General features: G+C 64.2%; 23 protein-coding genes, 1 pseudogene and 1 riboswitch. Of the genes and pseudogenes, 20 read left to right on the top strand and 4 right to left on the bottom strand.

Annotated features, from left to right (window positions below; genetic code table 11):
• Window positions 1-16: 16 nt before the first annotated feature.
• The 5 genes and pseudogenes from B4383_RS11180 to B4383_RS11160 form a co-directional block, all read left to right on the top strand.
• The gene (locus B4383_RS11180; RefSeq protein WP_078288040.1) at window positions 17-826 is read left to right on the top strand and encodes an enoyl-CoA hydratase; all 810 of its coding nucleotides are present in this window, start codon (window positions 17-19) and stop codon (window positions 824-826) included.
• Between the two features lie 38 nt (window positions 827-864).
• Window positions 865-2,493, top strand: a complete 1,629-nt coding sequence (locus B4383_RS11175; protein WP_078288041.1) for an ABC-F family ATP-binding cassette domain-containing protein — start codon at window positions 865-867, stop codon at window positions 2,491-2,493.
• A 116-nt stretch (window positions 2,494-2,609) separates the two neighbouring features.
• Window positions 2,610-2,792, top strand: coding sequence for a helix-turn-helix domain-containing protein (locus tag B4383_RS11170; protein ID WP_078288042.1), 183 nt, complete (start codon window positions 2,610-2,612; stop codon window positions 2,790-2,792).
• Between the two features lie 64 nt (window positions 2,793-2,856).
• A complete protein-coding gene (locus tag B4383_RS11165; RefSeq protein WP_078288043.1) occupies window positions 2,857-3,501 on the top strand; it encodes a hypothetical protein in 645 nt (214 codons plus the stop codon).
• Between the two features lie 82 nt (window positions 3,502-3,583).
• A pseudogene (locus B4383_RS11160) lies at window positions 3,584-4,150 on the top strand (hypothetical protein); the annotation flags it as partial.
• On the opposite strand, the gene B4383_RS11155 reads toward B4383_RS11160, so the two are convergent.
• From B4383_RS11155 to B4383_RS11145, 3 genes are read right to left on the bottom strand one after another with little or no spacing between them, the layout of a single operon-like run.
• Complete coding sequence (locus B4383_RS11155; RefSeq protein WP_078288045.1) at window positions 4,147-4,677, bottom strand: DinB family protein; 531 nt, start codon at window positions 4,675-4,677, stop codon at window positions 4,147-4,149. The pseudogene B4383_RS11160 and the gene B4383_RS11155 sit on opposite strands and share 4 nt — an antisense overlap.
• The gene (locus B4383_RS11150) at window positions 4,661-5,233 is read right to left on the bottom strand and encodes a TetR/AcrR family transcriptional regulator (protein WP_078288046.1); all 573 of its coding nucleotides are present in this window, start codon (window positions 5,231-5,233) and stop codon (window positions 4,661-4,663) included. The genes B4383_RS11155 and B4383_RS11150 overlap by 17 nt, the downstream gene beginning before the upstream one ends.
• Window positions 5,234-5,249: 16 nt before the next feature.
• Window positions 5,250-8,054 carry an aconitate hydratase gene (locus tag B4383_RS11145; RefSeq protein ID WP_078288236.1) on the bottom strand — a complete coding sequence of 935 codons (2,805 nt, stop codon included), beginning with the start codon at window positions 8,052-8,054 and terminating at the stop codon, window positions 5,250-5,252.
• A gap of 272 nt (window positions 8,055-8,326) precedes the next feature.
• Between B4383_RS11145 and B4383_RS11140 the strand changes: the two genes are divergently transcribed.
• From B4383_RS11140 to B4383_RS11100, 9 genes are all read left to right on the top strand, one after another.
• A complete protein-coding gene (locus B4383_RS11140; protein WP_078288047.1) occupies window positions 8,327-8,884 on the top strand; it encodes a DUF6676 family protein in 558 nt (185 codons plus the stop codon).
• A 316-nt stretch (window positions 8,885-9,200) separates the two neighbouring features.
• Window positions 9,201-10,649: an NlpC/P60 family protein gene (locus tag B4383_RS11135; RefSeq protein WP_078288237.1), complete on the top strand. Its 1,449-nt coding sequence runs from the start codon at window positions 9,201-9,203 to the stop codon at window positions 10,647-10,649.
• Window positions 10,650-10,753: 104 nt separating this feature from the next.
• Entirely contained in the window at window positions 10,754-11,410 is a 657-nt protein-coding gene (locus B4383_RS11130) for an NlpC/P60 family protein (protein ID WP_286143867.1), read from the top strand.
• A gap of 181 nt (window positions 11,411-11,591) precedes the next feature.
• Window positions 11,592-12,740 (top strand): MoxR family ATPase, encoded by a 1,149-nt coding sequence (locus B4383_RS11125; protein ID WP_286143862.1) that lies wholly within the window; start codon window positions 11,592-11,594, stop codon window positions 12,738-12,740.
• The gene (locus B4383_RS11120; RefSeq protein WP_078288050.1) at window positions 12,737-13,702 is read left to right on the top strand and encodes a DUF58 domain-containing protein; all 966 of its coding nucleotides are present in this window, start codon (window positions 12,737-12,739) and stop codon (window positions 13,700-13,702) included. The genes B4383_RS11125 and B4383_RS11120 overlap by 4 nt, the downstream gene beginning before the upstream one ends.
• Window positions 13,699-14,709, top strand: a complete 1,011-nt coding sequence (locus B4383_RS11115) for a VWA domain-containing protein (protein ID WP_078288051.1) — start codon at window positions 13,699-13,701, stop codon at window positions 14,707-14,709. The genes B4383_RS11120 and B4383_RS11115 overlap by 4 nt, the downstream gene beginning before the upstream one ends.
• Window positions 14,710-14,783: 74 nt before the next feature.
• Window positions 14,784-15,530, top strand: a complete 747-nt coding sequence (gene fabG1, locus B4383_RS11110; RefSeq protein ID WP_078288052.1) for a 3-oxoacyl-ACP reductase FabG1 — start codon at window positions 14,784-14,786, stop codon at window positions 15,528-15,530.
• Window positions 15,531-15,605: 75 nt separating this feature from the next.
• Window positions 15,606-16,415, top strand: a complete 810-nt coding sequence (inhA, locus tag B4383_RS11105) for an NADH-dependent enoyl-ACP reductase InhA (RefSeq protein WP_078288053.1) — start codon at window positions 15,606-15,608, stop codon at window positions 16,413-16,415.
• Between the two features lie 16 nt (window positions 16,416-16,431).
• Window positions 16,432-17,454, top strand: coding sequence for a ferrochelatase (locus B4383_RS11100; RefSeq protein ID WP_078288054.1), 1,023 nt, complete (start codon window positions 16,432-16,434; stop codon window positions 17,452-17,454).
• Here B4383_RS11100 and B4383_RS11095 read toward each other — a convergent pair.
• Entirely contained in the window at window positions 17,451-18,278 is an 828-nt protein-coding gene (locus tag B4383_RS11095) for a hypothetical protein (RefSeq protein ID WP_078288055.1), read from the bottom strand. The genes B4383_RS11100 and B4383_RS11095 overlap by 4 nt on opposite strands.
• A 65-nt stretch (window positions 18,279-18,343) precedes the next feature.
• Between B4383_RS11095 and B4383_RS11090 the strand changes: the two genes are divergently transcribed.
• The 6 genes from B4383_RS11090 (at window position 18,344) to B4383_RS27120 (ending at window position 23,942) form a co-directional block, all read left to right on the top strand.
• Window positions 18,344-18,769, top strand: a complete 426-nt coding sequence (locus B4383_RS11090; protein ID WP_078288056.1) for an NfeD family protein — start codon at window positions 18,344-18,346, stop codon at window positions 18,767-18,769.
• Window positions 18,770-18,799: 30 nt separating this feature from the next.
• Window positions 18,800-19,954, top strand: a complete 1,155-nt coding sequence (locus B4383_RS11085; RefSeq protein WP_078288057.1) for an SPFH domain-containing protein — start codon at window positions 18,800-18,802, stop codon at window positions 19,952-19,954.
• 70 nt (window positions 19,955-20,024) lie between these two features.
• A riboswitch (M-box (ykoK) riboswitch) is annotated at window positions 20,025-20,193 on the top strand.
• A 231-nt stretch (window positions 20,194-20,424) separates the two neighbouring features.
• The gene (locus tag B4383_RS26650) at window positions 20,425-20,562 is read left to right on the top strand and encodes a hypothetical protein (protein ID WP_176126523.1); all 138 of its coding nucleotides are present in this window, start codon (window positions 20,425-20,427) and stop codon (window positions 20,560-20,562) included.
• A gap of 137 nt (window positions 20,563-20,699) precedes the next feature.
• On the top strand, window positions 20,700-22,004 hold the full coding sequence (locus B4383_RS11080; RefSeq protein WP_078288058.1) for a CBS domain-containing protein: 1,305 nt from the start codon (window positions 20,700-20,702) through the stop codon (window positions 22,002-22,004).
• The gene (locus B4383_RS11075) at window positions 22,001-23,722 is read left to right on the top strand and encodes an Nramp family divalent metal transporter (RefSeq protein ID WP_078288059.1); all 1,722 of its coding nucleotides are present in this window, start codon (window positions 22,001-22,003) and stop codon (window positions 23,720-23,722) included. The genes B4383_RS11080 and B4383_RS11075 overlap by 4 nt, the downstream gene beginning before the upstream one ends.
• Window positions 23,723-23,810: 88 nt before the next feature.
• Window positions 23,811-23,942 (top strand): hypothetical protein, encoded by a 132-nt coding sequence (locus B4383_RS27120; RefSeq protein ID WP_286143861.1) that lies wholly within the window; start codon window positions 23,811-23,813, stop codon window positions 23,940-23,942.
• Window positions 23,943-23,964: the final 22 nt, after the last annotated feature.

Raw genomic sequence — 23,964 nt, 5'->3', positions numbered from 1 at the left:
TCGGTTATATGGACGCATGAGTTTCGTGCTGGTGGATCGTCCGCGCCCGGATATTGCCCTGGTCACCCTGAACCGGCCCGAGCGGATGAATGCCATGGCGTTCGACGTGATGCTGCCCTTCAAGCAGATGCTGGTCGACATCAGCCACGACAACGACGTGCGCGCCGTCATCATCACCGGGGCCGGTAAGGGGTTCTGTTCGGGCGCCGATCAGAAATCCGCTGGGCCCATTCCGCACATCGGAGGGCTGACCCAGCCGACGATCGCGCTGCGATCGATGGAGCTGCTGGACGACGTCATCCTCACTTTGCGCCGCATGCACCAGCCGGTGATCGCCGCCATCAACGGCGCCGCCATCGGTGGCGGTCTGTGCCTGGCTCTGGCCTGCGACGTTCGGGTGGCATCCGAGGCCGCCTACTTCCGGGCCGCCGGCATCAACAACGGACTGACAGCCAGTGAGCTGGGCCTGAGCTACCTGTTGCCGCGCGCCATCGGCACGTCCCGCGCTTCGGACATCATGCTGACCGGCCGCGATATCGACGCGGACGAGGCCGAGCGCATCGGTTTGGTATCCCGCAAGGTGTCGTCCGAATCGCTGCTGGAAGAGTGTTACGCGATTGGAGAGCGCATCGCCGGGTTCTCCCGTCCAGGGATCGAGTTGACCAAGCGCACCATTTGGAGTGGGCTGGACGCCGCTAGCCTGGAAAGTCACATGCACCAAGAGGGCCTGGGCCAGCTCTATGTCCGGCTGCTCACCGATAACTTCGAAGAAGCCACCGCAGCGCGCAAGGAAAAGCGGGCGGCGGCGTTCAGAGACAAGCGCTGACCGCGCGAGACGCGTACACAGCATCCAAGGAGTAAGTAGTGATTACCGCGACGGACCTCGAGGTCCGCGCCGGCGCCCGCACACTCGTCTATGCGCCGGGCCCCGCGTTACGCATCCAGCCCGGTGACCGCATCGGGCTGGTGGGCCGTAACGGGGCCGGCAAGACCACCTCGATGAGAATTCTGGCAGGCGAGAGCGAGCCGTACGCTGGATCGGTGTCTCGGACCGGTGAAATCGGTTACCTGCCACAGGATCCCAAGGAAGGGAACCTGGACCTGCTGGCGCGCGATCGGGTGCTGTCGGCGCGTGGCCTGGACACCATCATCAGCGAGTTGGAGAAGCAGCAGACGCTAATGGCGGAGCTGGCCGACGAGGATCAGCGGGATAAGGCGATTCGCCGTTATGGGCAGCTGGAAGAGCGCTTCTCGTCGCTGGGTGGGTATGTCGCGGAGAGTGAGGCAGCCCGCATCTGTTCAAGCCTCGGGTTGCCCGAGCGGGTGCTCGTCCAGCCGCTGCGCACGCTTTCGGGCGGTCAGCGGCGACGCGTGGAGTTGGCCCGGATTCTGTTCGGCGCGGCTGAGGGTGGCGCGGGGTCCAACATGACGCTGCTGCTCGACGAGCCGACCAACCACCTCGATGCGGACTCGATCGGCTGGTTGCGCGGTTTCCTGCAGAACCACGAGGGCGGGCTCGTGGTGATCAGTCACAACGTCGATCTGCTGGCCGATGTGGTCAACAAGGTGTGGTTCCTGGATGCCGTTCGCGGCGAGGTCGACGTCTACAACATGGGTTGGCAGAAGTACCTGGACGCGCGGTCGCTGGATGAGCAGCGCCGTCGGCGCGAGCGGGCCAATGCGGAGAAGAAGGCGTCGGCCCTGCGCACCCAGGCGGCCAAGATGGGGGCCAAGGCGACCAAAGCCGTTGCCGCGCAGAATATGTTGCGTCGCGCCGAGAAGATGCTGTCAGGACTCGACGAAGAGCGGGTGGCCGACAAGGTGGCCCGTATCAAGTTCCCGACGCCCGCTGCATGTGGGCGGGTGCCGCTGGTGGCCAGGGGGCTGACCAAGAACTACGGGTCTCTGGAGATATTCACCGGGGTGGATCTGGCCATCGATCGTGGTTCGCGCGTCGTGGTTCTTGGGCTCAACGGCGCGGGGAAGACGACGCTGCTGCGCCTGCTGGCGGGCGCGGAGACCGCGGATGCCGGCGCGCTGGAGCCGGGCCATGGTCTCAAGCTCGGATACTTCGCGCAGGAGCACGACACCCTGGATGATCACGCGACGGTGTGGGAGAACATCCGTCACGCCGCTCCGGATACGGGGGAGCAGGAGCTGCGTGGAATCTTGGGTGCGTTCATGTTCAGTGGCCCACAGCTGGAACAGCCGGCGGGCACACTGTCCGGCGGTGAGAAGACCCGTCTGGCGCTGGCCGGCCTGGTGGCCTCGACCGCGAATGTGCTGCTGCTCGATGAGCCGACCAACAACCTGGATCCCGCCTCACGCGAACAGGTTTTGGACGCGTTACGCAGTTACCTGGGGGCGGTCGTTCTCGTCACACACGACCCGGGAGCCGCTGAGGCATTGAATCCGCAACGCGTTGTGTTGTTGCCGGACGGCACCGAAGACTACTGGTCGGACGAGTACCGGGACCTCATCGAGCTGGCCTGACCATTTCTCGTACGCCGTCCGCCTCTCGTGCACCTGCGTGATCACATTTGCGCTATGGTGCAACCGGGTCGAGCCGTCCACAGGGGCAGCGGCATGGAGTTGGGAGAGAGGTCGCGATGGCCAAAACACGCGACGAGGAGCGTGCCGAGCTGAAAGCGGCATACGAGAAGGGGGCGAGCATTCGTACGCTCGCCGCGGGCACGGGCCGGTCGTATGGTTACGTGCATCGCGCTCTCGTGGAATCGGGTGCCACCCTGCGCGGGCGCGGCGGCCCGAACCGGCGCGGCCGCAAGGCGTAACTGACGTCCGACACGCAGTGTGCCCGTTGAGCTTTCGGGTGCCAATTATTGCTAACGTTGTGCGATGCGAGGACAAGGCGGTATCCGGAACATTGGCGTGCTGGCGCTGGCGGCCATGACGGCATCCGGTTGCGCCGCTGAGGTGCGCCAGCTGGGCGACTCGGTGTCGCCCGTGGCCACGACGACGGCGCTGCCTCAAACCTCAACACCTGCCCCGGAGACGTTCCGTGTCACGGCTTGCGAGACGGTCAGCGGCGGTGGCGGCAAGAATGTGGCCACACAGCTGCGCGATGTTCGCGTGGGTAAGCAGGACGACTACGACAGGGTCACTTTCGAATTCGGGCCGGATGCCAGGGCTGACCCCAAGAACAAGGTGGCGCTGGATCAGCTGGTGGTTCCCAAGTACTCGGTGGACAGCCCCGCCAGCGTCTCGGCGGGGCCCAAGGGAGACAATGTCATCGTCGCCGGTAGCGCATTGCTCGGCGTGCTGTTCGATGGGGCGTCCGCTCATGAGACCGATAAGCCCATCCGGTCGTATCCGGGCCCGAGCGAGATTAAGCCGAAGGATTTCCCGATCCTGGCCGAGGCCAAGCAAGGCGAGGACTTCGAGGGGAAGGTTCGGTGGGCGTTGGGTCTGAACAAACAGCGCTGCCCCGAGGTGAGCACGCTGACCAACCCGCCTCGGCTGGTGGTGGATCTGCCGCACTAGGGGCGTTTGTGACAGGGCACCATCGCCCGGCCCACGGTTAGCCACGGAGGACAATCCCCGGTCGAACGCCAGCGGTTCGGCGTCGGAGGCCGTACATTCGCTAACCATGTATCGATACCTGGTACCGCTTGTACTGGTCGTCGGGCCGCTCGTGGGTGCCCCGCAGGCGGCGGCCGCACCGGCGTGCCCGACAGTGACCGACGGCGGCGCCGAGAACTATGCCAATATCCTGCACGATGTGCGCATCGAAACCCTCGATGACCTCGACAGGGTGACGTTCAGCTTCGGAGCGGACAAGCTGGCGCCGCCGGTGGGGCCAGTGACCTATTGGCAGGCCCCACCATTCTCGGTCACACCGGTCGACGGGGGATACGCGGTGGCATTCCGCGGCGCGGCGGCACACGACACCATCATGGGGACCGTCGACCGTCCCGAGAACCGGCAGGTGAAGTCATTTCCGCAACCCAATGACCTCGAAGCCCCTCCCGGCTCTCCGGTGGTCAAATCGGCTCGTCTCCTTCAGGACGCGGACATCTTCAAAAACAAGAACGGTGTGATGGCGTGGAAGGTCGCGGCACAGGCGTCCACATGCCCAGTCGTGTACGTCGCCGACACACCCGCACGGGCCGTCATCGACTTCCCGCACTAATCCGTCGGCGGGTGGGAAACATCGTGTAGGTGATGTACCGGGTCGTGCACGAAGTACAGACCCAATGTCTCGACCGTGAAAATCGAACCGTTGCTTCGTCTCCCGCGTCGCTGTAATGCCGACTCGGGGACATCGGCAAAGGCGGCCGCGACGGCCTCACCCGCCGCGGCGAGTTCGGCGGCTACGGCCTGCGGGTCCTGCTCGGCATACCGGTCCCCGACGGCCGTCTTGTCCTGGTCCCAGTTCTCGAACATGGGGTTGTCCTCGGCGAGCATGAGCCGCAGCCGGGCCAGGAAGATGCGGAACACATCGCGGACGTGCGCTCCGTACTCCAGCGCCGACCAGGTCTGCTCGTCCGGGCGTACCCGCGCCTCGGGGTGGGCCAGCACCGGCTGCCAGGCCCCCAGGTTATCCCGCACGATATCGGGTATCCGCGCGAATGACGTTGCGGTGGGATCAAATCCGCATTCAACGCACGGACGTTCGAGGACCCAGGTCCAATCCTTGGAGTCAGGCGTGATCGGCACGGCGCACCGAGTCCTCGACGAGATCCAACACGCGGCTGAGGCTTTCGGTGGATTCGCCAGCGGCCAGGCGTGCCACCAGGCCATCGAGCACCAGATCCAGATAGCCCAAGATCACCTCGCTGGATACGTCCTCACGCAACCGGCCGGCCTTCTTCTGGCGTTGTAGCCGTGCCAGGGTGGCGGTGTTGAGCTCTTCGGAGCGCTGGTTCCAGCCCCGTCGGAATTCAGGATCATTGCGTAGCTTGCGGGCGATCTCCAAACGAGTAGCCAGCCAATCGAATTGATCCGGATCGGCCAGCATGTCGCGCATCACCTGCACCAGACCCTCGCGGCTGGCGACGTTCGCCATCCTTTCGGCATCCTCGCGGGCCAACGCGAAGAACAAGGTGTCCTTATCGCGGAAGTGATGGAAAATAGCTCCCCGCGACATGCCGATGGTGTGCTCGAGGCGGCGCACGGTGGCGCCGTCGTACCCGTACTCGGCAAAACAGCGCCGCGCGCCATCGAGGATCTGGCGGCGACGAGCCGCGAGGTGATCCTCGCTAACGCGCGGCACTGTTGGTCAGCCGTCTCTAGCCGGCCAGCATGTTCCGCAGCACGTACTGCAGGATGCCGCCGTTGCGGTAGTAATCGGCTTCACCGGGGGTGTCGATCCGGACTACCGCATCAAACTCAGTACGAGACCCGTCTTGCTTGGTCGCCGTCACGTGCACGGTCTTCGGTGTCGAGCCCTCGTTGAGCTTCTCGATACCGCTGATGTCGTAGGTCTCGGTGCCATCGAGCTTGAGCGAGGCCGCCGACTCTCCGGCCGGGAACTGCAGCGGAATGACGCCCATACCAATCAGATTCGACCGGTGGATGCGCTCGAAGGACTCGGTGATGACGGCCTTGACCCCCAGCAGGCGGGTGCCCTTGGCGGCCCAGTCCCTGGACGAGCCCGACCCATATTCTTTACCGCCCAGCACGACCAGCGGAATGCCGGCCTTCTGGTAATTCACCGAAGCGTCGTAGATGAAGGCCTGCGGGCCGCCCTCCTGTGTGAAGTCGCGGGTGTAACCGCCCGAGACATCGTCCAGCAGCTGATTGCGCAGGCGGATGTTCGCGAAGGTGCCACGCACCATCACCTCGTGGTTACCGCGGCGCGAACCCAGTGAGTTGTAGTCCTTGCGGTCCACACCATGCTCGTCGAGGTACTGCGCGGCCGGGGTGCCCGACTTGATGGAACCCGCGGGAGAGATGTGGTCGGTGGTCACCGAGTCGCCGAGCAGGGCGAGCACCCGTGCTCCCGTGATGTCGGTGACGGGCGTGGGCTCCAGCGGCATCCCGTCGAAGTACGGGGCCTTGCGCACGTAGGTTGACGTGTCGACCCACTCGAAGGTGTTGCCTTCGGGGGTGGGCAGACCGCGCCAGCGCTCGTCGCCCTTGAACACGTCGGCGTAGGAGTCGGTGAACATCTGGCGGTTGATCGACGACGCGATGGTCTCCTCGATTTCCAAGGCGGTCGGCCAGATGTCCTTGAGGAACACGTCGTTGCCGTCGTGGTCCTGGCCGAGCGGGTCGGTGTCGAAGTCGAAGTCCATGGTGCCCGCGATGCCGTAGGCGATGACCAGAGGCGGGGAGGCCAGGTAGTTCATCTTGACGTCGGGGGAGATGCGGCCCTCGAAGTTGCGGTTACCGGAGAGCACCGCGGTCACCGACAGGTCGTTGTCGTTGATGGCCTTGGAGATCTCGTCGGGCAGCGGGCCGGTGTTGCCGATGCATGTGGTGCAGCCGTAGCCGCCCAGGTAGTAGCCCAGCTTCTCGAGGTATGGCCACAGTGCGGCCTTGTTGTAGTAGTCGGTGACGACCTGCGACCCGGGGGCCATGTTCGTTTTGACCCACGGCTTGGTGGTCAGCCCCTTCTCGACGGCCTTCTTGGCCAGCAGGGCGGCACCCAGCATCACCGACGGGTTGGAGGTGTTGGTGCAGGAGGTGATGCCCGCGACCACCACCGCGCCATGGTCCAGAACAAAGTTTCCACGCTCGGCAGAGGTCACCTTGACCGGTTTGGACGGGCGGCCCTCGCCGCCGTTGGCCGCGGAAGGGATGACGGCGTCATCTTCGGCGAAGGACAGCACCGCCACATCGGAGGCGGGGAAGGATTCTTCGATCGCTTCGTCGAGTTGGGTGTGCGGCGTGGCAGCGGCCGGGCCACTCTCGGCATCGTTGGTGTAGTTGTGGATGTCCTTGCGGAACGCGTTCTTCGCATCGGTCAACTCGATGCGGTCCTGCGGACGCTTGGGCCCGGCGATGGAGGGCACGACGGTGGAGAGGTCGAGTTCCAGGTACTCCGAGAAGGCGGGCTCGTGGTCGGCGTCGTGCCACATGCCCTGTTCCTTGGCATACGCCTCGACGAGCGCCAACTGCTGATCGTCGCGGCCGGTCAGGCGCAGGTAGTTGATGGTCTCGTCGTCGATCGGGAAGATCGCTGCGGTAGAGCCGAATTCGGGGCTCATGTTGCCCAGTGTGGCGCGGTTGGCCAGTGGTACCTCGGCCACGCCCTTGCCGTAGAACTCGACGAACTTGCCCACCACACCGTGCTTGCGCAGCATGTCGGTGACGGTCAGCACCACGTCGGTGGCGGTGACGCCCGGCTGGATCTCACCGGTGAGCTTGAAGCCGACGACGCGCGGGATCAGCATCGAGACCGGCTGGCCGAGCATGGCGGCCTCTGCCTCGATACCGCCGACACCCCAGCCAAGGACGCCGAGGCCGTTGACCATCGTGGTGTGCGAGTCGGTCCCCACACAGGTGTCCGGGTAGGCCTGTCCGTTCCTCGTGAAGATGGTCCGGGCCAGGTACTCGATGTTGACCTGGTGCACGATGCCGGTGCCCGGGGGGACGACCTTGAAATCGTCGAAAGCGCCTTGGCCCCAACGCAAGAACTGGTAGCGCTCGGCATTGCGCTCGTACTCGAGCTCCACATTGCGTTCGAAGGCGTCGGCAGTGCCGAAGACATCGAGGATCACCGAGTGGTCGATGACCATCTCGGCGGGGGACAACGGGTTCACCTTGTCGGGGTCACCGCCGAGTGCGGAGACGGCCTCACGCATGGTGGCCAGGTCGACGACACAGGGCACGCCGGTGAAGTCCTGCATGACCACCCGGGCCGGGGTGAACTGGATCTCCACGCTCGGCTCCGCCGAGGGGTCCCAGTTGGCCAGCGCTAGGACATGGTCCTTGGTGATGTTCGCGCCGTCCTCGGTGCGTAACAGGTTCTCCGCCAACACTTTCAGGCTGTAAGGCAGTTTCTCGGTACCGGGCACGGCGTTCAGTCGGAAGATCTCGTACGACTCGTCACCAACCTGCAGAGTGCCGCGTGCGCCGAAGGAATTCACCGATTCGTTGCTAGTCACATCAGCTCCAAAGCTCGCTCGAAGGCCACCCGCCGGCGGGCTGTGCCAGGCGGGGTTCCGGAGGCGCCACCGCAGACGGCCGCCTTCCACCGTCAGTCTAACAGTACGCTTGTCCCGTAATAAGGGGGATGCCCAAATTTCACACCCCGTTCTCACCCCCGCACCCGTCACCGTCGCGGTGGGCGTCGATATGCACGCCAAATGCGCGTGTCTGTGCGCGCAGTGCCGCTCGTGGCGGGGGTTAGATTGATCGCGTGACGCCGCAGCACTTGCCGACCATCATCCCCGCCGAGCTCTGCCAGGCGGTGGGCGTGTCCGTCCAGACCGCGGGTGCAGATCCGATGGGCTGGTCGGCCACATGCCTGGAGATGGCACGCATCGATGTGAACGAAGGCGGGGTGGCCGCCCCCGCTGCGGATGTCCCCGGATTGAAGAATGTCATCGCGAAGGCGCATGCGAAGAACATCGATCTGAAGGTCGTCGCGCTTCCCGGTAATCCCTGGATCGACACTCCGCTGCGCGACATCGCCACCGAGATCGGCAAGGACCATCCGGACGCGACGATCCTCGTCATCAGCCCGTCGTACGCCGGTACCTACAGTGCGAAGTTCGACAGGGTGACGTTGGAGGCTGGGCAGGATGTCGCCAAGACCGGCAATCCGGTGCTCTCCGCCAACAACTTCGTGGACGAGCTCGGGCGTGAGCACTTCTCGTGGACCGCGCTGACCATTGTGCTTGTCCTGTTCGTGGCGGCGGTCTGCGCTGGAATTACGCTCGTACGCGGTCGATTCGCGAATGACTCGGTTAAGTAACGATTTGCAAACCATTCGCGCAGCCTGTTTCGCCACGAAATAGCCGCGCGCACTATGGAACCCGGATGATCTGCCGGTATTCAATTCAGGTCAATTAACCGCCCGAAGGTCTCTCTTCAATTGCCTGTCAGTGGCCAATTAATTACACATATGTAATTTGTGACTAAAGTTTCATTAGTTGTCAAAGTGACGTACGGTGCAAGTGGCGCCAAAGTGGTTAGTGCGTCTTATGTGACAACTGGGAGCGTGTCGGGGAAGGGCCGCTATGACCGAGAAGGCTCACCGAGCGCCGAAGATCGAGGAGACGGCAGGCCGAATGAAACGGAAAGTCCCGCAGAATTTCGCGGACCGTTTCGCGGTGCGTGGCAAACGGACCGTGGCAGTCGCCCTGGTCGTGCCCTCGCTGATGGCCGCCAGTCTGATGATGTGGCCCAACACCCTCGCCGTCACGTCCGCCGAGCCGAATGACATGGCCTCACTGATCAGTCAACTGGCCGACACCAACCAGCAGATCGAACAGCTCACCGCCGAGGTGCAGACCCAACAGGAGTCCATCAACAAGGGATTGGTCGATCTTCAGGACGCGCGTGACCACGCGGCCGGAGCAGCCCAGGCGGTCGCCGAGGGTCAGCAGGCCGTCGACACCGCCAACGGCGCGATCGCCGAAGCGCAGGGCAAGTTCGACCGGATGGCCGCGGCCACCTACATGGCGGGCCCCTCGGGTTCGTACCTGACCGCCACGAACCCCGACGATGTGGTGCGCCTGGCCTCGGTGACCAAGAGTGTCGAGGCGAGTTCGCAGACCGTCATGGACAACCTGCGCCGCGCACGTACCGAGCAGGTCAACAAGGAATCGCAGGCGCGGGCTATCCAGGAGAAGGCCGACCAGGCCGCCGCTGACGCACAGAAGCAGCAGGACGACCTGGTGTCGGCGATGAAGGATGTACAGAAGAAGCTCGAAGCGCAGCGCGGAACCGCGTCGGAGTTGGCGGCCAAGAAGAAGAGCGCCGAGGCGCAGCTAGCCGCCGCCCGTGGGCCGGCCTTCGCGACCTCCACTGCGAGTGCTCGGGTGATCGATCCGAGTGCGGCCATCGCCGGTAACGGCAATGAGTGGACATCGGCTCCGGCGGCTGTGGCTGCGGCCGGCTCGGCTAGTCAGTGGGATACGACGCTTCCGATGATCGCCAGCGCCAACGTGCCTACTGATCCGACACAGACCATCAACATGGTGTTGGGCATTGGCAACACCGCGGCCAATGTCGGTCAGTCCGCCGTATGCGGTGTCATCGGCATGTTCTGCCCCAAGCCCGCACCGGCGGCGTCTTCTACCTCGGGCGGCGAGTACATTCCCAAGGTCTACGGCCGGGAAAACGTGGAGCGGGTGATTGCCCGCGCGGGCAGCGCGATGGGCACGCCGTACTCGTGGGGCGGTGGCTCCTACAACGGCCCGACCCGCGGAATCGATTCCGGTGCAGGAACTGTCGGTTACGACTGCTCAGGACTGATGATGTACGGCTTCGCCGCGGTCGGCATCAGACTCAGGCACTACACCGGGTATCAGTACAACTCCGGGCGCAAGGTGCCTAGTGCGCAGATGAAGCGCGGAGACATGATTTTCTACGGCCCCAACGCAAGTCAGCACGTTGCGTTGTACCTCGGCAACGGTCAGATGCTCGAAGCGCCGAACACCGGCGATGTGGTCAAGGTGTCGCCGGTGCGGACCAGCGGCATGACGCCCTTCGTAACCCGATTGATTGAGTGGTAGAACCTGTGAACACAGCGAAAACGACCAAATTACTCAAAGTTCAGGGCCTCTTCGTCTTACGTGCGGCCCTCGCAGGGGGGATCGCTGTCGCGCTGGTGCTGTTCATGGGTGTCCCGCGGGCCTCAGCCGATGACAACCCGATCAGCCCGAATGTTGGTACGGCCTTTCTCAACGCCCTCGGGCTGAACCCGTCGGGCGGCGACTGGGACAACACGTTGCCCTTCGCGGGGCCGAGTCAGGGCGCCGACCCTACGAAGATCATGAACGGGGTGATGGGGGTCGGACAGACCGCGCTGGGTGCGTTGGGCATCGGCGGCAACCGCGCGTCCGCGGGAGCCGGACGTCCACTCGTGTACGGCCGTCAGGCAGTGGAAGCAGTGATTCAGCGCGGTGGCACTCAGCTGGGTGTTCCGTACTCGTGGGGTGGCGGTACCGTGCGCGGGCCCAGCGGCGGCGTGGACTACGACGCCGGCAAGGTGGGCTACGACTGCTCCGGCTTCACCATGTTCTCCTACGCGGCAGCGGGCGTGAAGCTGCCCAAATACTCGGGCGATCAGTACAACGCGGGCCAGAAGATTCCCGTCTCACAGGCAAAGCGCGGCGATCTGCTGTTCTACGGCCCGGGTGGTTCTCAGCACGTGGTTATCTACCTCGGCAACGGTCAGATGCTGGAAGCCAGCGGCAGCGCGGAGAAGGTGACCGTGTCTCCGGTGCGCACCGGAGGCATGACTCCTTATGCCGTACGCATCATCGCGTGGTAGCTCTTCTGATCCTTCAGGTGAGCTAGAACGGCGCGCCAGCGAACGGGTACGTGGACCAAATCCCGGGATGCTGGAATAGTGGACCGGAGGCGCCGCCCAGGATTGGGTGCCGCTGATATGCACATGGCCACCAAGAAGCCACCGAAATAGCACGGAATCGTCAGGCAGAGCCGGAGGGAAGTTGATGTCATCACCAGGGTCACCAGGGGGAGGTGCCGGGTACCCCGGCGGAAGCGCCGGTCCCGCGCCGCACGCCCCGCAGGGTCCGACATCACCGGCCCTGGCCGCCGAGGTGCAGAACCTTGAGCGCGCCATCTTTGAGGTCAAGCGCGTCATCGTGGGTCAGGACCGACTTGTCGAGCGAATTCTGGTCGGCCTGCTCGCCAAGGGCCACGTGTTGCTCGAGGGTGTGCCCGGCGTTGCCAAGACACTGGCGGTCGAGACCTTCGCCAAGGTGGTGGGCGGCTCGTTCTCTCGTGTCCAGTTCACGCCGGACCTGGTGCCCACCGACATCATCGGTACCCGCATCTACCGCCAGGGCAAGGAAGAGTTCGATACCGAGCTCGGTCCGGTGGTGGCCAACTTCCTGCTGGCCGACGAGATCAACCGTGCGCCCGCCAAGGTGCAGTCGGCACTGCTCGAGGTCATGGCCGAACGGCATGTCTCTATCGGTGGCAAGACCTATCCGATGCCCAAGCCCTTCCTGGTGATGGCCACGCAGAACCCCATCGAGAACGAGGGCGTGTACCCGCTGCCTGAGGCTCAGCGCGACCGTTTCCTCTTCAAGATCAACGTCGACTACCCGACCGTGGAGGAAGAGCGCGAGATCATCTACCGGATGGGTGTCACGCCGCCGGAGCCCAAGCAGATCCTGTCCGCTGAGGCGCTGCTGCGCCTGCAGGACCTCGCGGCCAACAACTTCGTGCACCACGCCCTGGTCGACTATGTGGTCCGGGTCATCTCGGCCACCCGCAATCCCGCGCAGTTCGGGCTCGGCGATGTCGCCAACTGGATCTCCTACGGCGCCAGCCCCCGTGCCTCGCTGGGCATCATCGCGGCATCCAGGGCGCTGGCTTTGGTGCGGGGCCGCGATTACGTGATCCCACAGGACGTCATCGAGGTCATCCCGGATGTGCTGCGCCACCGCCTGGTGATGAGCTACGACGCTCTGGCCGACGAGGTCTCCGCCGACACCGCGATCAACCGGATTCTGCAGACGGTTGGCCTGCCGCAGGTGAATGCCGTTCCACAACAAGGACATTCGGTGCAGTCGGCGATGGTGGGGACAAACGGCCCGGTCCCGGCCACCCATAACGCCGCGCCCAGGTGAGCACACCCAGTCCGGGCAACGCCCGGCCGGTAGACATCCCGTCCTTGCGTCGGGGCGAGATCCGTGATCCGCAGTTGTCGGCGGCGCTGCGGACGTTGGAACTGAAGATCCGTCGCAAGCTCGACGGGGTGCTGCACGGTAACCACCTCGGCCTGATTCCCGGCCCGGGATCGGAGCCGGGGGAGTCGCGTATGTACCAGCCCGGCGACGATGTGCGCCGGATGGATTGGTCGGTGACCGCGCGCACGACCCATCCGCACGTCCGCCAGATGATCGCGGACCGCGAGTTGGAGACGTGGCTGGTGGTTGACATGTCGGCGAGCCTGGATTTCGGGACGACTAACTGCGAGAAGCGCGACCTCGCGGTCGCGGCGGCGGCGGCCATCATCTTCCTCAACAGCGGTGGCGGAAACCGGCTCGGCGCACTGATTGCCAATGGGGACAAGATCGTTCGGCTGCCGGCGCGTTCCGGGCGCGCCCACGAGCAGGACATCCTGCGCAGCATCGCCACCATGCCCAAGGCGCCACTGGGTGTCCGGGGCGACCTGTCGCTGGCGATTGACGCATTGCGACGGCCGGAGCGTCGCCGTGGCATGGCCGTCGTCATCAGCGACTTCCTCGGCCCCATCAACTGGATGCGGCCACTGCGCGCCATCGGTGCCCGCCATGAGGTGCTGGGCATCGAGGTGCTCGATCCCCGCGACATGGAACTCCCCGACATCGGCGAAGTGCTGTTGCAGGACGCCGAGACCGGAGTCACCAAGGAGTACCGGATCGATGAGAATCTTCGCCGGGACTTCGCACAGGCAGCGGCCAGGCATCATGAAGAGGTGGCACGCACATTGCGTCGTTGCGGTGCACCGCTTTTGAGCCTGCGGACCGACCGTGACTGGATCAACGACATCGTGAGATTTGTCTCCCAACAGCGCCGTGGCGCGGTGGCCGGGACGGGGGCTCGATGAGCGATCTGCCGTTCTTCGGGCCGATGACTCTCACGGGCTTCACCCACCCGTGGTTCTTCCTGGTGCTGCTACTGGTGGCAGCGCTGGTCGGGCTGTATGTGTTTGCGCAGTACCTGCGCGAGAAACGCGTGCTGCGGTTCGCGAACACCGAGCTATTGGACTCGGTGGCCCCGACTCGGCCTCGTGCCTGGCGGCACGCGGCGACAGCGCTGCTGGTGGTCGGCCTGCTGGTGCTGACCATCGCGCTGGCCGGCCCGAGTCATGACGTGAGGATTCCGCGTAATCGCGCTGTGGTGATGCTCGTCATCGACGTCTCGCGGTCCATGGAGTCGACCGACGTCGCTCCCAGTCGCCTGGGTGCTGCGAAGGAAGCCGGTAAGGAATTCGCCCGCAATCTCACTCCGGGTATCAACCTGGGCCTCATTGCCTACGCCGGTACCGCGACAGTGCTTGTCTCACCCACCACCAACCGGGACGCCACCGTGAACGCCCTGGATAACCTGCAGCTCGCGGATCGCACTGCCACCGGTGAGGGCATCTTCACGGCGCTGCAGGCCATCGCCACGGTGGGTGCGGTCATCGGCGGCGGTGACAAGGCACCTCCGGCGCGCATCGTGTTGATGTCCGACGGTAAGGAAACGGTGCCGTCGAACCCTGATAATCCCAAGGGTGCCTACACCGCGGCACGTACCGCCAAGGACCAGCAGGTGCCGATTTCGACGATCGCGTTCGGCACCAAGGACGGGTATGTCGAGATCAATGGGCAGCGCCAGAACGTCCCGTATGCCCCCGACATGATGGAGAAGGTGGCCAAGCTGTCGGGTGGGGAAACCTACACGGCGTCCACGCTCGGCCAGCTCAAGGAGGTGTACGCCAACCTGCAGCAGCAGATTGGGTACGAGACGATCCGCGGCGATGCCAGCGTCGGATGGCTGCGTCTAGGTGCGCTCTTGGTGCTTGCGGCGGCGTTCGTCGGGCTAGTGATCAACCGGCGTCTCCCTAACTGATTCGGTGTCCGCTCGCGGGTTCGGTTGGGCCCGTCGGTTAGGCCAAAGTCTAAGAAGACGATAAATTGAGTCCCATGTCTGATGCTCTCGGCGCTAGCGCCGCCCGTCCCGACTTTGTCTCTCGTTCTGTTCTGGTCACCGGTGGCAACCGGGGTATCGGCCTGGCGATCGCGCAACGTCTTGCCGCTGACGGGCACAAGGTGGCGGTGACCCACCGCGGATCCGGTGTGCCGGAGGGCTTGTTCGGCGTGGAGTGCGATGTCACCGACAACGATGCCGTCGACCGGGCCTTCAAAGAGGTCGAGGAGCACCAGGGCGCCGTCGAGGTGTTGGTATCCAATGCCGGCATCGCACAGGACGCATTCCTGATGCGCATGACCGAGGAGAAGTTTGAGCAAGTCATCAACGCGAACCTGACCGGGGCGTTCCGGGTGGCTCAGCGGGCCTCACGCACTATGCAGCGGAAGCGCTTCGGCCGGATGATCTTCATCGGTTCGGTCTCGGGTACCTGGGGAATCGGCAACCAGGCCAACTATGCGGCCTCCAAGGCCGGTGTCATCGGCCTGGCACGCTCGATCGCGCGCGAGCTCTCCAAGGCGGGCGTCACCGCCAACGTGGTCGCGCCTGGTTTCATCGACACCGAGATGACCCGCGCGCTCGATGAGAGGGTCCAGGAGGGCGCACTGGAATTCATTCCGGCGAAGCGGGTGGGAACCGCAGCTGAGGTTGCCGGGGTCGTCAGCTTCCTGGCGTCCGAAGACGCCAGTTACATCTCCGGTGCGGTCATCCCGGTTGATGGCGGCATGGGCATGGGCCACTAGGTAGCGGAACTCCGCGGCGATGCGCCGCGTGCGCGACGAGCAGTAAGACGAGCGAGAACACAACTAAGGAGAATCGTGGCAGGGCTACTTGAGGGCAAGCGGATCCTGGTGACGGGCATCATCACCGATTCGTCGATCGCATTCCACATCGCAAAGGTCGCGCAGGAACAGGGTGCACAGCTGGTACTCACCGGGTTCGACCGGTTGCGCCTCATTGAACGCATCACTCAGCGCCTGCCAGAGCCGGCACCGCTGCTGGAGCTCAATGTGCAGGACGAGAAGCACCTGGACAGCCTCGCCGACCGTGTCACCGAGGTGATCGGCGAGGGCAACAAGCTCGATGGCGTGGTGCACTCCATCGGTTTCATGCCGCAGACCGGCATGGGGCTGAATCCGTTCTTCGAGGCGCCGTTCGAGGACGTGTCCAAGGGCTTCCACATCTCGGCCTTCTCCTACGCGTCGTTGGCCAAGGCAGTGCTGCCGATCATGAACCGCGGCGGCAGCATCGTGGGCATGGACTTCGATCCGACCCGCGCGATGCCGTTCTACAACTGGATGACCGTGGCCAAGAGCGCGCTGGAATCGGTCAACCGGTTCGTCGCGCGCGAGGCGGGTGCGGCCGGTATTCGTTCGAATCTTGTTGCCGCCGGTCCTATTCGGACGTTGGCCATGAGTGCGATCGTCGGCGGTGCGCTGGGCGACGAGGCCGGCAAGCAGATGAGCGTGCTTGAGGAGGGCTGGGACCAGCGTGCCCCGATCGGCTGGGACATGAAGGACCCGACACCGGTCGCCAAGACCGTGTGTGCCCTGCTGTCGGATTGGCTGCCCGCCACCACCGGCGACATCATCTTCGCCGACGGCGGCGCGCACACCCAGCTGCTCTGACCTGCGGATATCGGCTATGTTATTCGACGCTGTCCTCCTGTTGTCCTTCGGTGGTCCCGAGGGGCCGCAGGAGGTTCGGCCGTTCCTGGAGAACGTCACGCGAGGCCGTGGCATTCCGCCAGAACGTCTCGACGAGGTGGCCGAGCACTACTTCCATTTTGGCGGCGTCTCTCCGATCAACGGCATCAATCGAGCGCTGATCGATGAGATCTCGCGCCAATTAGAACTGGCCGGGCGCCCCCTGCCGGTGTTCTTCGGTAACCGCAATTGGCACCCCATGGTGGAAGAAACCGTTGCCGACATGCGCGACAAAGGGATTCGGCGGGCCGCCGTCTTCACGACCTCTGCCTGGGGTGGCTACTCGGGATGCACACAGTACGTGGAGGACATCGCCAGGGCCCGCGCCGCGGTGGGGGACGGGGCGCCCGAGTTGGTGAAGCTTCGTCAGTATTTCGACCACCCGGCATTGGTGCAGCTGTATGCCGAGGCGGTCACCGCCGCGGTTTCGGGCATGCGGGGTGCGCCGCGGCTGGTGTTCACCGCGCATTCCATCCCGATAGCTGCCGACCAGCGGCACGGCCCCGAGCTCTACAGCCGCCAGGTGCGCTACCTCGCGCAATTGGTCGCCGAGGCGGCCGGGTACCAGGATTACGACGTGGTGTGGCAGTCCCGCTCGGGCCCGCCTCAGGTGCCCTGGCTGGAGCCGGACATCGTTGATCATCTTGCGGCACTCAAAGAGCGAGGAATCCGATCGGTGGTTGTGGCGCCGATCGGGTTTGTGTCGGACCACCTGGAGGTGGTGTGGGACTTGGACAACGAGGCGCATGAGTATGCGGTCGCACACGACATCGAGCTCGCGCGGGCGGCGACGCCGGGGGCCGACGAGCGATTCGCGCGGATCGCGGTGGACTTGATCGCAGAGATTGCAGATGGGCAGTCCGCGCTGCGTGCAAGGGGAGAGAACCCGGTCCCCGGATACGGGTTCAGCGTGAACGGCGCCCCGTGTTCACCCCTGTGCTGCGGCCGGCTGGAGGTCTAGGGTGCGGCGGCGATGACGGCGGCCGCGGCAGCCATCCGCGCCTCGCGCACCAGAATGACGAGAGGCCGTAGCGCGTCGGCAACCGTTCCGTCGTCGAGCGCCCCGGGTGATTCCATGATCTCCGCCGCGGCCGTGGCAATGGCCTCAACCTGGTTGGCCGAATCGAGCACGCGGACCGCCCGGTGTGGCGCATAGTCCGGCAGGCGGTGCCCACGTAGCGTCGCGAGCACGTCTTCGACCAGGGCGCGAGGGTCGGCATCCGTGGGGCCCACAACCCGGTCTACGCGGTTGAGTGTCGCCGTGGCCGTTCGGACCGCCTGGCGTAGTTGATATTCGGCTTCTCCGAGGTCGGGTACCGCTTGCGCGGGGATCCGGCCAGGAAGCGAGTACACAGTCCAGGACAGACCGGTGGTCTCGCCGCGGTCCTCGTCGTACTCCACTGCGGGAACCAATCCTATTGCGGTGGAGTTATTTTGGCGATCGCTGAGCACAATCGCCTCGCTGGCTTCCATCGCGTCACGCTGAAACTGGGTATTGGCGGGCAGGCCCCGCGGGTCGCCGGGTGCGGGCAGAATCACGTGGATATCGGGCGAACCGTGTGGCTGGCCGGTTGCAGTACGGACCGTCTGAAGTAGGCCGATGGGGCCGTTGTCGTCCATATCTGGCCACGAGAGTCCCGTGTGGCCGGCGGCGACGGCGTCGTATGCGGTAACCAAATGCCTTGGCGCCCAAGCGATGAGGGCGTCGATGACGTCGTCCGGCGACGCGCGGCCCGCCAGCCACGCGCTTGCCCACACCGCCAGGGACACACTCGGATTCGCCATAGTGCTCGCAGTCTAAGGCTCGGTATCCGCCCCCACCAGTTGCCCACGCGGTCTAATGTGGACCTATGCCGATTGTGTGGCTCGTCGCAGGCATCCTGCTCGCGGCCGCCGAGCTGATGACAGGTGACATGTTCCTGTTGATGCTGGGCGGTTCGGCCCTGGTCACGGCCGGTGCCGGGTGGGTGTTCGACATGCCGCTGTGGGCCGAGGGGCTGGTCTTCGTCATCAGTGCGGTCGTTTTGCTGGTCGGTGTGCGGCCGGCGTTGCGCAAGCGACTGACGGCGGGCCCGATCCTGCACACCAACGCCAGGGCGTTGGAGGGCAAGAATGCCATTGTGATTGAACCGGTCGACGACCTGCATGGGCTGGTTCGGCTCGGCGGCGAGATGTGGTCTGCCCGTAGCCTGGAGAAGTCAGGTCGATTCGAGCAGGGTGAGACGGTGACGGTTGTTCAGATCGACGGTGCGACGGCGGTTGTCGAGAAGATTTAGCGCAATAACCTCAGTGACAGGAGTACGGGTATGGGAGTAGCTGCCGGGGCCTTTGTGCTGATCGTCTTGATCATCCTGGGCGTCACCATCGTGCTGAAGTCGGTGGCACTCGTCCCGCAGGCGGAGGCCGCGGTGATCGAGCGCCTGGGACGGTATTCGAAGACCGTCAGCGGGCAGTTGACCATCCTGGTGCCGTTCGTCGACCGCATTCGGGCCAAGGTTGATCTGCGTGAACGGGTGGTGTCCTTCCCGCCCCAACCGGTGATCACCGAGGACAACCTGACGGTGAATATCGACACCGTCGTCTACTTCCAGGTCACCAATCCGCAAGCTGCGGTGTACGAGATCAGTAACTACATCGTCGGTGTGGAACAGCTCACCACCACCACGCTGCGCAATGTGGTCGGCGGTATGACGCTGGAGCAGACCTTGACGTCACGCGATCAGATCAACGGTCAGTTGCGCGGCGTGCTCGATGAGGCCACTGGACGTTGGGGCCTGCGCGTCGCGCGCGTCGAGCTGCGATCGATCGATCCGCCGCCTTCGGTGCAGGAATCCATGGAAAAGCAGATGAAGGCCGACCGTGAGAAGCGCGCCATGATCCTGTCAGCCGAAGGTGCCAGGCAGGCGGCGATCCTGTCGGCCGAGGGGCAGAAGCAGGCACAGATCCTCGCCGCCGAGGGTTCGCGGCAGTCGGCAATCCTGGCCGCCGAAGGTGAACGCCAGTCCCGCATCCTGCGCGCCGAGGGTGAGCGTGCCGCCCAATATCTGCAGGCGCAGGGCCAGGCCAAGGCTATCGAAAAGGTCTTTGCCGCAGTGAAATCGGGTAAGCCCACTCCAGAGTTGTTGGCCTACCAGTATTTACAGACGCTACCGAAGATGGCTCAGGGTGAAGCCAACAAGGTGTGGCTCATTCCCAGTGACTTCGGTTCGGCGTTACAGGGGTTCACCAAGTTGCTGGGTGCCCCCGGATCTGACGGCGTGTTCCGCTACGAACCGTCCCCGGACGATGAGTCCACCGAGCGTCCCGAGGATGACTCCGCGGAGGTTGCCGGGTGGTTCGAGACCAAGACCACGCCCGAAGTCGCTGCGGCCGTTGCCGCAGCGCAATCCGCGGCTCAGGAAATCGGGGCGGCGGACCCCGCGATCGACCCGACGCGCCGTCATGGGCCGCCGGGAGCGTGACACGCGCGGTGTCCGCACCGGCGTTGTCGCCTTGACAAGGGGATTCCTCCGGCCCATCATGAGTAACGGTTCAGCACCTTGCTAGGTGAGGCTCCTACGTGAATACAGGCCACTGATCTGACGACGTCGAGAGACGCCCAAGGTTAGGACAGGTCTTCCCGGACTAAGGGATGACCCGAAGTGGCTTCCGCGAGCGGACACGTCACGTAGTGCCGAAGCCCTGACGAGAGGGGTGCCTGCCGTGCGGCGTCGCTGTCCGGTGTTTCTCTCTCGTGGTCGCTGTGCCGACAGCAGGCGCCCGCGTGCGCCCCGACGGCAAGGAGGTGAGGCACAACCGTGATATCCGGTGACAGTCCGCATAGACAACAGCTGCCGCATGCCTTGCTGCTTATTCGAGGGTGAAACCTCGCTTTAGTCAACGTCTTTGACGCTTGCGCTCGGGTATGTGGCTTTCCCAAAGGAGTCCGATCATGAGCACAACATTCAACGCAGTACGCCGGCTGTGGACACGGCATCGGCTGACCCCGCAAGAGCGCGCCAATCTGCAATTGGCCTACTCACCGCTTGCGGTTGTTTCGGCATCGTTAGGGGCGCACCCACTGCGGTAACCCTGAGGGGTGCTGCTATCGCATCCGCGCGCAGCCGATTCACAGTGCGTGGACATTCGGAATTCATTCGAGGCCAATACGCTTCCGCCGCCCACTGGGCGGACGGAGCGTATTGGTTCAAACGCTGAGGAGTCGGCATGACTACTTCGAACAAGGCGGCTACGCCACGGGTAATTCAATTCTCGGACCTGTTGAAGGCTCCGGTTTTCGCGCGCTCAGGCGACACGATCGGCGGGTTGGAGGATGTCATCGTTCGGTTCCGCAAGTCGGATGAGTATCCGCTGGTCACAGGGTACGTGGTCGACATGGGCGGGCGCAGGGTGTTCGTTTCCTCGGATGTGGTTTCCGCCGTGGCACCACATCGAATTGAATTGAGCAAGAACAAGGTTGACCTTCGCGGCTTCGAACGCCGCGACGGAGAGTACCTGCTCGACGAGGATGTGCTCGATCATCGGTTCATCGACGTGGACAATGCCGAGCTGGTGCATGCCTACGATATCGAGCTCGTGGAAACCGCCGAGGGATGGATACTCGCCCGGCTCGATACGCGCCGTCCCGCAAGATTTTTCGGCTTGATCAAGGCCGGCGCGGGCCAGGCCGGTCGGGACTGGAAGGCATTCGAGCCAATGATCGGCCATGGTGGGTCACTGTTGGCGCGACGCGTCGGCGGGAGAGTGAACACACTCAAGCCCGCCGAGATCGCTGACCTGCTCGAGGAGGCCACCAAGGAGGAGGGTGGTGAGATACTCGACCGCGTCCGTGACAACCCGGAGCTCGAGGCCGACGTATTCGAGGAACTCGATTCGGATAAGGCCAGCAAGCTGTTCCAGGACATGTCCGATGCGGATGTCGCTGCCGTTCTTGGCCGGATGCGTGCGGACGACGCGGCGGATGCGATCTTCGACCTGCGGCAGTCCCGTCGGCGAGTCGTGTTGGACCTGATGCCGGGACCGCAACGTACCAAGGTGGTCACGTTGATGGGGTTCAGCCCCGAGTCGGCTGGTGGCCTGATGAATGTCGACATTGTGTCCTGCCTGCTCGGCAGCACCGCCGGTGATGCGCTCGGTGCGATATCGGCGGCGAAATCCCTACAGCCCGAGGCGCTCCTGAAGGTGCATGTGATTTCCGACGATGGCGAATTGGTGGGCGTGGTGTCGGTGATCCGTCTTCTGCAGGCCGATCGTAGTGCTGCCGTGGAGTCGATCATGGATGACGACCCGGTGCGAGTCGCCCCGGAGGCCGACCTGACCGACGTCGCATTGTTGATGGCGGACTACAACCTTGCCTTGATTCCCGTGGTCGATGAGGGGGACAAGGTGCTCGGTGTCGTGACCTATGACGATGTGCTGGCCGCGCTTATCCCCGAGGATTGGCGTCGTCGCGAGCCCGCCCCCCGTCCGGTGCGCCAGGTTGCGCCGAGCCCAGACGGAGCTACGCCATGAGCGAAAACGGAATCATCGAGGCCTCCAAGGAAAGCCCGGATAGCGGCATTGGTGATGCGCCACAAGTAGTTACGGACCGGCCAAGGAGCGCCGTACTTGATTCGGCCCATCTGGGTGATATCGAAGGTGCGTTCGGCAAGATCAGTGTGAGCGATCGCGGCCAGGCACGCACATTCAAGACGCGGATGGCGACGATGGCCGCCATCTTGGGACCGGGCATCATCGTCATGGTCGGCGACAACGATGCGGGTGGTGTTGCGACGTACGCCCAGGCCGGTCAGAGCTATGGGTACAGCTTGCTGTGGGTGCTCTTGTTGCTCATCCCTGTTCTTATCGTCAACCAGGAGATGGTCGTTCGCCTCGGAGCGGTCACCGGAGTCGGACATGCGCGGTTGATCAACGAACGATTCGGTCGTGGTTGGGGCTGGTTCTCCGTAGGCGACTTGTTCATCTTGAACTTCCTGACTCTTGTCACCGAATTTATCGGTGTCGCACTGGCTTCCGAGTACCTGGGCGTCTCGAAGTACTCCACGGTGCCCCTCGCCGCAATCGCGCTGATTCTCATCATGGCTACCGGTAGCTTCCGCCGGTGGGAGCGCGCCATATTCGTGTTCATTGTGATCACAGTGCTGCAGATCCCCATGTTCTTGATGTCAGATCCACAGTGGGGAAGGGCCGCACACGGTTTCGTGGTGCCGGGCATCGACGGCGGCATCAGTTCGGGTGCTGTGCTGCTGATCATCGCGATGGTGGGCACGACCGTCGCGCCGTGGCAGCTGTTCTTCCAGCAGTCCAACATCGTCGACAAGCGCATCACGCCGCGGTTCATCGGGTACGAACGCGCCGACACCGTCATCGGATCACTCGTCGTGGTGATCGGTGCCGCCGCCCTGGTCATGACGGCCGATTACGCGGCCCGTGCGACCGGCAACTCGGGCCCTGACACATGGGGCGACGCTGGCGATGCGGGGATGATCGCCAGCTGGCTGGGGCAGGTTCAGCCGTTGTTGGGCAAGATCTTTGCCATCGTCCTGCTGGATGCGTCCATCATCGGAGCGGCTGCGGTCACCCTGGCCACCAGTTACGCGTTCGGTGACACTTTTGGGCTCAAGCATTCTCTGCACCGCAGCTTCAAGGACGCCAAACCGTTCTATCTGTCGTACACGGTGATGGTCGGCGTGGGCGCGGCCATCGTGCTGATCCCGAATGCCCCGCTCGGACTCATGACTACTGCGGTGCAGGCACTGGCCGGCCTGCTCTTGCCCAGCGCAAGTGTGTTCCTGCTGTTGTTGTGCAATGACAAGGCGGTGTTGGGGCCGTGGGTCAACAAGGGGTGGCTCAACGTTGTGGCCGGACTCATCGTCGGTGTGCTGCTGTTCCTTTCCGGCATTTTGATGGCCACGACGCTCTTCCCGGATCTGGACGTCGTACAGGTCGCCGGCGACCTGGCCGTAGGCGTCGCGATACTGGCGACGCTGGTCGGAATTGGTCTGCGGTGGGCGTCGGGGAGACAACGTGCTGATCCGGCGGTTGCGGCGATGAACAAGGCCCTCGAGGGCGTTGACGCGCGGACCTGGCGCATGCCGCCGCTGGCATTGCTCGAACCTGTCTCGTGGAGTCCCGGGACCAAGTTGGGGATGCTCGCGCTGCGGGGATATCTGGTTGTCGGTGCCATTCTGTTGGTGGTGAAGGCAATTCAACTCGCGCACGGGAGTTGAGGACTCCACCTTCGGCAATGCGTAATGAAATCGTTGGGAATAAGCGGTCGCGCTGGACTGCCTCGGCGCGATCGCGTCCAATGAATGCATGAGTATTCGCGCGTTACGACGTTTCTGGGAGCGCCATCAGTTGACCCCGCAGGAGCGCGCCAACATGCAGCTGGCCCACTCGCCGCTGGCGGTCATTTCCGCCTCCCTCGGAGCGCACGCTCCTCACTAGGGAGAATCGGCCGACCTATCGA

The organism is Mycobacterium sp. D16R24, assembly GCF_002013385.1.
Classification (GTDB): domain Bacteria; phylum Actinomycetota; class Actinomycetes; order Mycobacteriales; family Mycobacteriaceae; genus Mycobacterium.
Note: the sequence above shows the minus strand (reverse complement) of the source record. Positions and strands in the feature narration are given on the sequence as shown.

Coding starts and splice junctions, on each gene's coding strand:
- B4383_RS11095 (WP_078288055.1), bottom strand. CDS start 18,278: ATGGCGAATCCGAGTGTGTCCCTGGCGGTGTGGGCAAGCGCGTGGCTG.
- B4383_RS11130 (WP_286143867.1), top strand. CDS start 10,754: ATGGGTGTCCCGCGGGCCTCAGCCGATGACAACCCGATCAGCCCGAAT.
- B4383_RS11100 (WP_078288054.1), top strand. CDS start 16,432: ATGTTATTCGACGCTGTCCTCCTGTTGTCCTTCGGTGGTCCCGAGGGG.
- B4383_RS11180 (WP_078288040.1), top strand. CDS start 17: ATGAGTTTCGTGCTGGTGGATCGTCCGCGCCCGGATATTGCCCTGGTC.
- B4383_RS11075 (WP_078288059.1), top strand. CDS start 22,001: ATGAGCGAAAACGGAATCATCGAGGCCTCCAAGGAAAGCCCGGATAGC.
- B4383_RS11115 (WP_078288051.1), top strand. CDS start 13,699: ATGAGCGATCTGCCGTTCTTCGGGCCGATGACTCTCACGGGCTTCACC.
- B4383_RS11085 (WP_078288057.1), top strand. CDS start 18,800: ATGGGAGTAGCTGCCGGGGCCTTTGTGCTGATCGTCTTGATCATCCTG.
- B4383_RS11170 (WP_078288042.1), top strand. CDS start 2,610: ATGGCCAAAACACGCGACGAGGAGCGTGCCGAGCTGAAAGCGGCATAC.
- B4383_RS11080 (WP_078288058.1), top strand. CDS start 20,700: ATGACTACTTCGAACAAGGCGGCTACGCCACGGGTAATTCAATTCTCG.
- B4383_RS11135 (WP_078288237.1), top strand. CDS start 9,201: ATGAAACGGAAAGTCCCGCAGAATTTCGCGGACCGTTTCGCGGTGCGT.
- B4383_RS11165 (WP_078288043.1), top strand. CDS start 2,857: ATGCGAGGACAAGGCGGTATCCGGAACATTGGCGTGCTGGCGCTGGCG.
- B4383_RS26650 (WP_176126523.1), top strand. CDS start 20,425: ATGAGCACAACATTCAACGCAGTACGCCGGCTGTGGACACGGCATCGG.
- B4383_RS27120 (WP_286143861.1), top strand. CDS start 23,811: ATGAGTATTCGCGCGTTACGACGTTTCTGGGAGCGCCATCAGTTGACC.
- B4383_RS11090 (WP_078288056.1), top strand. CDS start 18,344: ATGCCGATTGTGTGGCTCGTCGCAGGCATCCTGCTCGCGGCCGCCGAG.
- fabG1 (WP_078288052.1), top strand. CDS start 14,784: ATGTCTGATGCTCTCGGCGCTAGCGCCGCCCGTCCCGACTTTGTCTCT.